The sequence below is a fragment of the Pirellulales bacterium genome (assembly GCA_019636345.1).
Taxonomy (GTDB): Bacteria; Planctomycetota; Planctomycetia; order Pirellulales; family Lacipirellulaceae.
This window is the reverse complement of record JAHBXQ010000011.1, coordinates 132,709-142,589: the sequence shown is the minus strand read 5'-3', so window position 1 is coordinate 142,589 and position 9,881 is coordinate 132,709. Positions and strand designations below refer to the sequence as shown.

Below are 9,881 nucleotides of genomic sequence, written 5' to 3'. Positions count from 1 at the left end.
CAGGAGAACTGCATAGTCGATTTCATCGAACTGCGAGCGGGGCGGCTCCGTAGATGAGGGCGGCAGGGGGGCTCTTTTCTGCGGGGAAGAGGCCTGCGATGCATGCGTCGACGTTGCTTGAGGCGTTTGGTCGGCTGGAGGATCCGCGTAAGGCGCGGGGAGTGCGTCATCCGTTTGCTGGGATGGTCGTGCTGACGCTGCTGGGGATGCTGGCGCGGATTCGGGAGATGGAGGTTTTGGTCCGCTGGGCGACGGCGAACTGGGACCGACTGCGGGAGCCGCTGGGATTCGACCGGGGCGCGCCGCCCTGTGCGACGACGTTCAGCCGAACGCTCGCCAAGTGCCGGGTCGAAGAGTTTCAAGCCGCATTGACGGTCTGGCTGCGGGCGCAACTCGCCGAGGGAGCGACCCGCGGCGCGGTGGCCGTCGACGGCAAGACGGCCAAGCAAGCCGTCGACGACGATGGCGATCCATTGCACATGCTCAACGCCTTCGTTCACGACCTGCAGGTCGTCGTCGGCCAATGGTCGACCGGGACGGAGAAGACGAACGAACCGACGGTCCTGCGGCGGCATCTGGCAGAGTTGCTCGACGCCTACCCGATGTTACGACTGATCACTGGGGATGCCATCTTCGCCCAGCGGCCGCTGGCGGAATTGATCACCAGCCGCGGCTGCGACTATCTGCTGCAGGTGAAGGACAATCAGCCGGATACGCTCGACGCGCTGGTCCACTGCTTCGTCGGGGCGCCCGAGCGTCCGCCGGCCGCCCAAACGACCGAAAAGAGTAAAAGGGGGGCTTCCGAGAAACGCGCCGGATCTGGGTCGACGTCGACAACGCGACGTACATCCGCGAGGTCCTCGATCTGCCCGGCTGCCGCGTAGCGATCCGCATTGATCGCGAGGTCCGCAATGCCGCCGGCGAGCTCGTCTCGCACGACGTGCGGTACTTCGTTTCCAGCCAAGACCCGGACCAAGTCACCGCCGCCGACCTCCTGGCCGACGTGCGCAACCATTGGCGCGTCGAAAACGGCTTGCACTTCTGCAAAGACCGCTGGTGGGACGAAGACCGCCACCATACCCGCAGACCTGGACTCTCCGCCTGCCTGGCCGCCCTCAACAATGCGGCGGTGACCATCCACCGCCTTTGCTCCGATGCGGCCATCCCCCTCCGGGCCGCCGCCGACTACGTCGCCTGGAACCCCGAACTCGGGCTCCGAATGCTCAATTCCTGACTTTGCAGTTCTCCTGCACGGTCGCCGCCGACTCGTCCCCGGCCGGCAATACGGGGACCCACGTCAACGGACCGACGGTCAACCAAGCGGGCGTCTACGGCAAGAGCGTCTCGCTCGACGGGACGAACGACTACGTCTCGATCCCCGCGGCCCGCTCGCTCGTCATGAACGACGACTGCACGGTCGCCCTGTGGGTCAAACCAGGGACCAAGCCGGGGTCTGAACGGACCTTGCTAAGCAAAGAGGGTGAGTACAAGTTCGCCCTCTCGTCGCTGAACGAGCTGAAGTGGTCTTACGCCAATTCGTCGCCCGGCTGGAACTGGCACAGCACGGGCGCCTATCTCGCCGACGACCAGTGGTCGCATGTCGTCTTCAGTTACCAGGAAGGGCTCGTCAAAACCTACGTTAACGGCGAGTTGGCGGAAACGTTCGCCGGCTCCGGCACAATCGGGGACGCATCGTCGGACAATACTCTTCGCATCGGCGCGACGACGGCAACTCCTGAGAAATTCTGCAACGGACTTTTTGACGAGGTCCGAGTTTACAACCGCGTCTTGTCGCAGCAAGACGTGTACGATCTCTTCGGTTTGGCCGCCTGGTACAAGCTGGACGAACCCAGCGGCACGCTCGCGGCCGACGCGACGGGACAGGGGAACGACGGCACGTACGTCGGCAGTCCGACTTTGGGCGTCACGAGCACCGGCCGTGCAGGCATGGGAACGGCAATCGCCCTGAACGGCACCAACTACGTCGAGATCCCGCTCCTGGTCGGCCGAACCTCCAGCGTGAGCGTCGCGGGATGGGCCAAGCTCGATTCCGCCGACTCCGTGGGAGCGGAAATCGTCAGCATTGGCGACTACTTCTTGTTGCGACTTAACACGAGCGGTTCGCTCACCCGGGCTTCGTACTACAACGGCTCGAGCTGGGTCAGCGCCGATTTCGCCGGCTCGATGGCCAAGAGCGGCTGGCATCACTTCGCAGCGTCGCTCGCCGCCGGCGAAACGATCAAGCTGTACATCGACGGCAACGAGGTCGCCAGCACCAGCGCCGCCCCGGCGATCAGCTACTCCGGCTTGGGGAGCGTCACCCGCATCGGGCGGCACGGCCACACGAGCAATAGCTTCGACTTCACCGGCCGGATTGATGACGTCCGCATCTACAGTCGTGCGATGACTCCGGGAGAAGTCTTCAACACCTATCGGGGGGGCCGCATCGACGGCCTCAAGATCCTGCGGTGGGTCGAGGCGCGATAGACTCTGCCAGCGAAGCTGAGCCGACCGGCGCCGGCCGCAGGCGAGACGAGCGGACTGGCTGCAATCCGTGGCCTCTGGAGCAGGGGCCCACTTCTCACGCACTGACTTGCGCGACGGCCCCAAGCCCTGCCCCTGAGAGGCGAACACCCGTCACGGATGCGAGTCCGGGTGCCCCTCGACCCGGTGCGTGGTCGAGTTCAGCGAGTACGCCGACCCGCTCATCGGGCAGGACGGAATCCCCTCGGGGAAATACTCGATCGTGTTAAGCGTCGAAAGATTGGCCGGAAACGATTCGTGCTCGAAATAGTACCGATCAATCGCCGAATTGATCTGCGCGCAATTGTGTCGGCACGCCTTCTCTTTCGAGTTCTGGCTCGAATCGGAGATGCGACCGATGATGACGGCCGCGAGCAACCCGATGACGGCGACGACCGCCAACAGTTCGATGAGCGAGAAACCGCGTCGGCAATAGGTCGGCGGGTCGTTCATGGTCAGCCCCTCCGCGGGGCGAACTCGCACGCGTGTGGAAACCCGATTTCGGAATGCGGCCTCCCGCCGACAAACGGTCCTTACCCGCAAGTCTAGTATCCGCCCGGAGCCTCGGCACAAAGCTTTTCGGTTGCGGCATATCGTCTTGGAGCAGTTGCGCGGATTCGTCCGGCGCGTTCAGTTCAGCGGTCCGTGCCGGTCGTATCGGCTGAACCTCCGTAACCGGACTCTCGCCTCTGGGAGCCGGCCGTCGTTCCGACGCCTTCCCGCAAGACGCACGCCTGCAAGCTACGTTTGTGAGCCGCGTTGCCAAATCGCAACGAGCCCCCGCCGCTCCGGCTGAGCTATAGAACTCTCTCCCATGCAACGACTCCACAGCAACATCCTGCTGCTCGAAGAAGAGCCGACCCTGATGCAGATCACGGCGTTTCGGCTGGAACTGCTCGGCCATGTCGTGCATGCCGTCGATTCGGCGGCCCAGGGGTTGAAGTGGCTGGAAACCAACGAGCCAGGGCTAATCGCCGTCGGGCAAGTCTCTGACGTCGACCCGGTGGAATTGCTCAACCGTATCAGCGACGACACCCGCACCAGCGACGTGCCCCTGGTATTTATGTCAGCCAACTCCGATCTCAGCGAAGTTCAACGAGCGTTCAACGCTGGCGCCGACGAGTACTTGGTCACCCCGTACGACCCGTTGGTATTGGAGCGAAAAGTCGAGGGGCTCTTGGCCGTCTCGGCCTCGGTCAAGCGCAAGTAACTCCCTCCGTCCAAATGCCTCGGCGAAAGCCGTCGCGACCGCAAGACTGACTCTCCGCATTGAGACCGATTCCATGGCCCGTCTCGGCGACATCCTGGTTTCCAAAGGCTGGATCACCTCAGCCCAGTTGGACAGCGCGCTCGCCGCCCAAGGAGACGAGAAGGGGCTGCTCGGTTCACTGCTCATCCGCCGCGGCTTGGTCACGGCCGATCAACTGGGCGAAGCGCTGTCCGAACAGTACGGCGTGCCTTTCCTGGAAATCATCCCCGAAGGGATCAACCCGCAGGTCGTCCGGTTGCTGCCGGAAAGTCTCGCCCGTTCGCGCCGTATGGCGCCGGTGAGCGTGCATAGTCGCTCGCTGCAACTGGCCATGCTGGCGCCCGACGACATGGACGCGATCGGCGAAGCGGAGTTGATCACCGGCTACCACATCGAACCGGTCGTGTCCCTAGGAGAGGGGATCGACGCCGTGCTCGATCGCGGTTTCGACGACCGGGTGGTCGCGCGTCAAACGGTCGTCGACATGAAGATGGCCGACCTGGAGGCGGCCGAGCACGCGATCGGCGACGACGCCCCGACCGAACTCACGCTGGAAGAGGATCAGGCGCCAGTCGTGCGGTTGGTCCGCGCCATCCTCATGGGCGCCATCAACGCGGGGTCCAGCGACATCCATCTCGAACCCCACGAACCCGAAATGCGGGTGCGGTACCGGGTCGACGGGTCGCTGCAGTCGGTCATGACGATCCCCCGGCACATCGAGGAACCGGTCGTGGCCCGCATCAAGGTCATGGCCGACATGGACACGACCGAAAACCGCCGTCCGCAAGACGGTCAGCTCGCCGTTCACGAGGCGGGCGCCCGCGTCAATTTTCGCGTCAGCACGATCCCCACCGTCGGCGGCGAAAAGGTCGTGATGCGGCTCCTGGACGAAGGGAGTCGCTCGTTCCACCTCGAAGAAATCGGCCTGCCGAAACGCGACATCGAGCTCGTCCAGAAGCTGATCGACAAGCCCCACGGCATGATCGTCGTCACCGGGCCGACCGGCTCGGGCAAGAGCACGACCATGTACGCGGTCCTCTCGAAGCTCAACTCGGTAAGTCGCAACATCGTCACCGTCGAGGACCCGGTCGAATACCGCCTCCCGGGGGTCAACCAGGTCCACTCCGACAGCGAACACGGGCTCGGCTTCGCCAACGCCCTCAAGTACATCATGCGCCAGGATCCCGACGTCATCATGGTCGGCGAAATCCGCGACCACGAAACGGCGGCGACCGCGGTTCAGGCGGCCCTCACCGGGCACCTGCTGATCAGCACGCTCCACACCAACGACGCCGTCGGCACGATCAGCCGGTTGAACGACCTGGGGATCGATCACTTCAAGATCGGCGGCGCCTTGTTGGGATCGATCGCGCAGCGGCTGTTGCGCTCGATCTGCCCTCACTGCAAGGAACCTGTCGCTCCCAGCGAGCACTACCTGACCGCCTTGCGTGTCAGTCCCGAAGTCGCCGCCAACGCCGACTTCTACCGCGGTCGCGGCTGCAAGAAGTGCCTCGGCACCGGTTACATGGGTCGCATCCCGGCGCTCGAGGTGATGGTCGTCACCCCCAGAATGTCGCAAGCAATCGAAAAGGGCCTGCCCACCACCAAGCTGCGCGAACTGGCGCTCGAGGAAGGCATGGTCGATCTCCGCACCGCGGGCCTGGAACAAGCCCTCGCCGGGCGAACCTCGCTGGAGGAGGTGTTTTACAAGGTCTCCGGATAATCCTCCGCCCGTCCGATCGCAAACGAATCACGCCTGCCGCGAGCGGCAAGCATCGCGAAACTTGCGAAAAACAGTCTCGACTCGCTCCCCGCATACCCACGACGAACATGGCTCGACGTAAGCGACTCGCCCTGGCTGCCGAAGCTCCCGGAGCGTGGGGAGGTCTTTCCTCGCTGCTGGTGAGCAAGCGCCTGTTCGCGCCGCGCAAGCAAGCCGCGCCTCAGAAATTCAAGCCGCACGAAGCGACCTTTCTGCTCCGCAATCTCGCGACCTTGATCGGCAACGGCGTGCCGTTGCCGCGGGCGTTGGCGACCTTGGCCAAGGAAGAATCGCTCGCCGGGCATCGCACCACGCTCGAGACGCTCCACCGTAAAGTCGAATCGGGCTCCCCCTTCAGTTCGGCCTTGGCCGAATTTCCCGAGATGTTCGATCGGCTGATCGTCAGCCAGATCCGTCTTGGCGAGCGATCGGGCACGCTCGCCGACACGTTGAAGCACCTCGCCGAGAACCGCGACAAGTCTCGGCAACTCCGCCAGCAGGTCGTCAAGAAGCTCGCCTATCCGGCTCTGCTGATGGTCCTCGGGAGCGGGCTCGTCGGGTTTCTGATGATGTACGTCATCCCCGTCTTCGAGCAGACCTACGCCGACGCCAAGGTCCCGTTGCCGCTGATCACGCAAGTCATGATCTTTGCCGGCTCGATGGTCCGGCAATATGTCCTCTACGTTCTCGCCGCGGGCATTGTCGCCGCGCTGGTTTTCCGACACTTGCGCAGCAACGTCGTCACGGCTGCGCGCATCGACAAGGTCTTGCTCGACGCTCCCCTCGTCGGCGATTGGCTGCGCGACATGGCCGTGCTGCAGATGATGGACGCGCTCCACAGCCTCATGGCCGCGGGGTTTACGCTGATGGAAGCTCTACGGCACACCGCGGACGCCGTCAACAACCGAGCGATGCGCAAGGGGGTGCTCGACCTGCAAGCGGCCGTCCAACGGGGCGAACGGTTCAGCCGCGAAATCGAAAAACACGAAAACCTGTTCCCCCCCATCGTCTACCAGTTGGTGGTGGTCGGCGAAAGCACGGGCCTGCTCGTCAAGGCGACCAACGAAATCTGCGAGCACCTGCGGCGTGAAATCGAGCGGCGGACCAGCCTCATGGTCGGCGTGCTCGAACCGGTGCTCACCATCACGCTCGCCGGGGCGATCTCGGTCATTCTGTTGGCGATTTACCTCCCCATGTTCGACATGATCAATACGGTGAAATGATGTTCGCCTCTGGCGCTCCGCGACGTTCCGTCGCTCTGTTCATCGCCCGCACAAAGCGCGGGGCATCGCTGCTGGAGCTCATGGCCGTGCTTGTCCTGCTGGCCATCGTCGTGGCGCTGGCCGTAACGCGAGCCACGAGCGGCGCCGACGCCGGGAAACGGGCCGGCTGCCAGACGAACGTCGGCGACATCGAGATCCAGGCTGAGCTTTGGATGAGAAACACGGGGGCTTGGCCTGCCGGCAATTTGTCAAACATCGGCGGCGACCTCGACTATTTCCCCAGCGGCCTGCCAACCTGTCCGGTCGACGGTTCCGCGTACACGATCGACAGTTCCGGCCGCGTGACGGGACACGCTCATTGACATTCCTAAGCGGTCCGTATCCCTGGATTGCCAGGGTCGTGACGATTGAAACGCCCCAGATCGGAGGGGATTCCTTTGCCTGCGTAATTTGACGGCCACCCGCAATATTTTCCCGCCCTGGTCGTCGCTTCCTCTGCTTGTGCGGCTTACGTGACCTAGACTTGTGCAACAAGGGCCGACGGGGCCCCCGAACCAGACGCCTACGCCGGCCTACGGCGACGACATTCGCCCCTTTGACTTGTGAGGAGTGTTATCCCCATGAACGTGCTGCAAAAGAAAAAGCGGCGCGGCTTCTCGCTGCTCGAACTGCTCGCTGTGGTGACCATCATGGGCATCATCGCCGCAATCATCGTGCCGCGCGTCACCGTTTCGACGACGACTGCCAAGCAAAAAGTCCGCGACCACCACAAGGCGACCATCAACGCCGCGGTCGAGCGGTATTACATGGACACTGGGTCGTGGCCCGCCGACAACCTATCCGATATCGCCGGGAACACGAACTACTTCCCTGAGGGCCTCCCCGCCGACCCGGTCACGAACAGCGCCTACAGCCTCAACAGCACCACGCACCGCGTGAACTAGAGGCGTCCCCCTCGTGACGTTCATGGGAAGAGTCGATACGAACTTGACGAAGGCACGGCGTCCCCCGGGGCGCCGTGCCTTCAGTCTTGTCGAGTTGTTGGCAGTGCTGGCGATCATCGGGCTGGTCACGGCCGCCAGCTTCGGCAGGTTCGGCAGTCGGACGGTCGAGTCCGTGCAGGCCGAGACCTACGTTCGCAAGCTGGCCGTCGATTTGCGGCACGCCCGCCGCCGCACCATCGCCACCGGCGACAATCACTTCTTGGCGCTGACGCTCGCCAGCGGCAAGGTCGCCAGTTACGTGCTGACTCAGCGGGCCTCAGGAGGAGACGTCGCCGTCGACGCACCGCGAGCCACCCCCGCCGGGGTCGACGTCACCGCGAGCAGTTCGCAGCTCGAGTTCGACTTCGACGGCTCGGCCTTGGGGGCCTATTCGGTCGCCGTCAGCGGGCCCGCACGCTCGTGGACCCTTTCGGTGGCCGCGGCCACGGGCGCCGTGCAAGTCGCCGAAACGACCCCCTGATCGGGGAGCAGACAGGCGATCTCCGACAGCCGCATGCCGACTCGGCGCCGGTCGTTTGGATTCTGCCGAAAGCAGGGCACTCTTCGGCCGGCCCGGTTGCACACCGCAAGCTACGATTGTGCAATCCTCGAAACCGCCGTGAGCCTCGATTTGACCGACCTACGGTCGGCATTTTCGAACGCTCGGGCCGCCGCGGTTCCGACGCCAACGAATGCGACCCGACGCCTCGCCATGAAGATTGCCTGCCATCGCCGGCGCCCCGTTGCTCGGCACGGATTGACGCTGCTCGAAACAATCGCCGCGGCGGCGATCATAACGGCGACGCTCGTGCCGACGATGGTCGCGCTGCGCAACGGGATGACTCAGAGTCGCGAAGCGACTCAGCGCGAGATGCTGGCCAACTACGCCGTGCGACTGCTGGAGGAACACGCCGCGCTGACGATGCAGAACTGGACCTCGGGAACCGCTACGGGAACGTTCGCCGCCGAGGGCCGAGCCACGTTGAAATACTCCGTCGTCAAGTCCGACCAGCCCGCGTCCGGCGGGCTCGTCAATCGCTTGATGCACATTCAAGCGACCGTGTACGAGGACGCCAACGGCAACTCCGCCTGGAACTCCGGCGAGCTGCGCGTCACCGTCCGCACCAAAGTCTCCAAACTTGCCAGTTACGTCAGTGCCCCGAATTCCTGATCATCGTCGAGCTGGGTTCTCCCTGGTCGAACTCATCGTCGCGACGGCCATGTTGGCCGCGTTGACGACGACCAGCGTCGCCCTGCTGCGCACCGGGCAAAGCGCCTGGAAGTCGCACCGCGACGAATATTCGGTGCGCGAGTCGGCCCTCTCGGTCCTCAGGCACGTCACCCGCAAGGTGCGGCAGGCGATTCGCGTCGCCGACGTCTCGGACGAATCGACGTCCTCGGGCACGCTGACGCTCGTGATGAGCGACAACGCACGGCTGGTTTACGCGCACAACAATGGAAACTCGCAGGCGTTGTACGGCGTCACGACCGCCTCGAACCTGCTGGCCCCGCAGATCAAGACGTTTCGGTTCGCCGGTCTCAAAGCAAACGGTTCGACCGCCACGACCGAGCCGGATCTGGTCCATGCCGTTCGTTGCACCGTCACGTACGACGTGTCGCGCCCCGGCGGTACGACGACCGAGACCGTGTCGTGCATCGCTTGGCTCCGCTCCTGGTAAACACCGACCCGCGCCGTCCCCCGGCGGCTATGGACGCTTGACGGCAACCCGATGAATCGCCCTGTCGCCTCAACGCCGAACCGACGCCGTCGCCGCCGCATGCCGCGGCGTCGCGGCATGGCGTTGGTGTTGGCGATGTTCATCGTCATCGTCTCGTCGATCACGACGGTCGCGGTCATGGAGACGTTGACCAGCGAGATCGCGGCCTTGAACAACGCCGTCGCCTACGAACGCGCCTTGTATCTGGCCAACGCCGGAGTCCACGCCGCGGCCGCTGAACTGGAGGCCGACGCCACGTGGCGCGGCACGTTGACCGAAGGCCTGTTCCCTGCCGACGACGCCTACACTGTCACCGCCGTCAGCGGCGCCAACTCGACCGTAACCGTCACGGCCCAGGGCGCCGCGGGATCGGTCGTCCGCACCGTGGTTGCAGTGATCGAACTCTAGCCCGTCGCGAGTCAA

The 9,881-nt window shown here is 64.2% G+C and carries 13 protein-coding genes; 12 read left to right on the top strand and 1 reads right to left on the bottom strand.

Going from position 1 to position 9,881, the window contains the following annotated elements:
• Positions 1–98: 98 nt before the first annotated feature.
• Genes KF688_19120 through KF688_19110 form a run of 3 tightly spaced genes read left to right on the top strand, consistent with a single transcriptional unit; the run spans position 99 to position 2,487 of the window.
• Entirely contained in the window at positions 99–884 is a 786-nt protein-coding gene (locus KF688_19120) for an ISAs1 family transposase (protein MBX3427799.1), read from the top strand.
• Between the two features lie 56 nt (positions 885–940).
• Positions 941–1,234, top strand: a complete 294-nt coding sequence (locus tag KF688_19115) for a transposase (protein MBX3427798.1) — start codon at positions 941–943, stop codon at positions 1,232–1,234.
• Between the two features lie 2 nt (positions 1,235–1,236).
• Positions 1,237–2,487: a LamG domain-containing protein gene (locus KF688_19110; GenBank protein ID MBX3427797.1), complete on the top strand. Its 1,251-nt coding sequence runs from the start codon at positions 1,237–1,239 to the stop codon at positions 2,485–2,487.
• 150 nt (positions 2,488–2,637) lie between these two features.
• Here the strand turns inward: KF688_19110 and KF688_19105 are convergent, their stop codons facing one another.
• Entirely contained in the window at positions 2,638–2,976 is a 339-nt protein-coding gene (locus KF688_19105; GenBank protein MBX3427796.1) for a type II secretion system protein, read from the bottom strand.
• A gap of 361 nt (positions 2,977–3,337) precedes the next feature.
• Between KF688_19105 and KF688_19100 the strand changes: the two genes are divergently transcribed.
• The 9 genes from KF688_19100 (at position 3,338) to KF688_19060 (ending at position 9,866) form a co-directional block, all read left to right on the top strand.
• Complete coding sequence (locus tag KF688_19100) at positions 3,338–3,733, top strand: response regulator (GenBank protein ID MBX3427795.1); 396 nt, start codon at positions 3,338–3,340, stop codon at positions 3,731–3,733.
• A gap of 73 nt (positions 3,734–3,806) precedes the next feature.
• Positions 3,807–5,495, top strand: a complete 1,689-nt coding sequence (gene tadA, locus KF688_19095; protein ID MBX3427794.1) for a Flp pilus assembly complex ATPase component TadA — start codon at positions 3,807–3,809, stop codon at positions 5,493–5,495.
• Between the two features lie 107 nt (positions 5,496–5,602).
• The gene (locus KF688_19090) at positions 5,603–6,757 is read left to right on the top strand and encodes a type II secretion system F family protein (protein MBX3427793.1); all 1,155 of its coding nucleotides are present in this window, start codon (positions 5,603–5,605) and stop codon (positions 6,755–6,757) included.
• On the top strand, positions 6,754–7,119 hold the full coding sequence (locus tag KF688_19085) for a prepilin-type N-terminal cleavage/methylation domain-containing protein (GenBank protein MBX3427792.1): 366 nt from the start codon (positions 6,754–6,756) through the stop codon (positions 7,117–7,119). Before KF688_19090 ends, KF688_19085 begins: the two co-directional genes overlap by 4 nt.
• 258 nt (positions 7,120–7,377) lie before the next feature.
• Positions 7,378–7,701 (top strand): prepilin-type N-terminal cleavage/methylation domain-containing protein, encoded by a 324-nt coding sequence (locus tag KF688_19080; GenBank protein MBX3427791.1) that lies wholly within the window; start codon positions 7,378–7,380, stop codon positions 7,699–7,701.
• 22 nt (positions 7,702–7,723) lie between these two features.
• Positions 7,724–8,221: a prepilin-type N-terminal cleavage/methylation domain-containing protein gene (locus KF688_19075; GenBank protein ID MBX3427790.1), complete on the top strand. Its 498-nt coding sequence runs from the start codon at positions 7,724–7,726 to the stop codon at positions 8,219–8,221.
• A gap of 231 nt (positions 8,222–8,452) precedes the next feature.
• A complete protein-coding gene (locus tag KF688_19070; GenBank protein ID MBX3427789.1) occupies positions 8,453–8,911 on the top strand; it encodes a hypothetical protein in 459 nt (152 codons plus the stop codon).
• A complete protein-coding gene (locus KF688_19065) occupies positions 8,895–9,419 on the top strand; it encodes a prepilin-type N-terminal cleavage/methylation domain-containing protein (GenBank protein ID MBX3427788.1) in 525 nt (174 codons plus the stop codon). Before KF688_19070 ends, KF688_19065 begins: the two co-directional genes overlap by 17 nt.
• A gap of 51 nt (positions 9,420–9,470) precedes the next feature.
• Positions 9,471–9,866 carry a hypothetical protein gene (locus tag KF688_19060; protein MBX3427787.1) on the top strand — a complete coding sequence of 132 codons (396 nt, stop codon included), beginning with the start codon at positions 9,471–9,473 and terminating at the stop codon, positions 9,864–9,866.
• Positions 9,867–9,881: the final 15 nt, after the last annotated feature.